At 52.7% G+C, this 224-nt stretch carries 1 tRNA gene; it reads left to right on the top strand.

Annotation, left to right across the window (positions count from 1 at the left end):
- Nucleotides 1–151: 151 nt before the first annotated feature.
- Nucleotides 152–224, top strand: a tRNA-Ala gene (locus SB752_RS33485).

Raw genomic sequence — 224 nt, 5'->3', positions numbered from 1 at the left:
TATAGCTCAGTTGGTTAGAGCGCACGCCTGATAAGCGTGAGGTCGGCTGTTCGAGTCAGCCTAGGCCCACCATATATTGCTTTGCTGAGGGGTCCCCGAAAAGTATTCGGAATTACCTACGAAGCATAAGCATCACTTTTTGGGGTTTTTTGGGGCTGTAGCTCAGTTGGGAGAGCGCCTGCCTTGCAAGCAGGAGGTCATCGGTTCGATCCCGTTCAGCTCCA

Origin of the sequence: Brevibacillus sp. SIMBA_040 (assembly GCF_046535075.1) — a bacterium.
Taxonomy (GTDB): domain Bacteria; phylum Bacillota; class Bacilli; order Brevibacillales; family Brevibacillaceae; genus Brevibacillus.
Note: the sequence above shows the minus strand (reverse complement) of the source record. Positions and strands in the feature narration are given on the sequence as shown.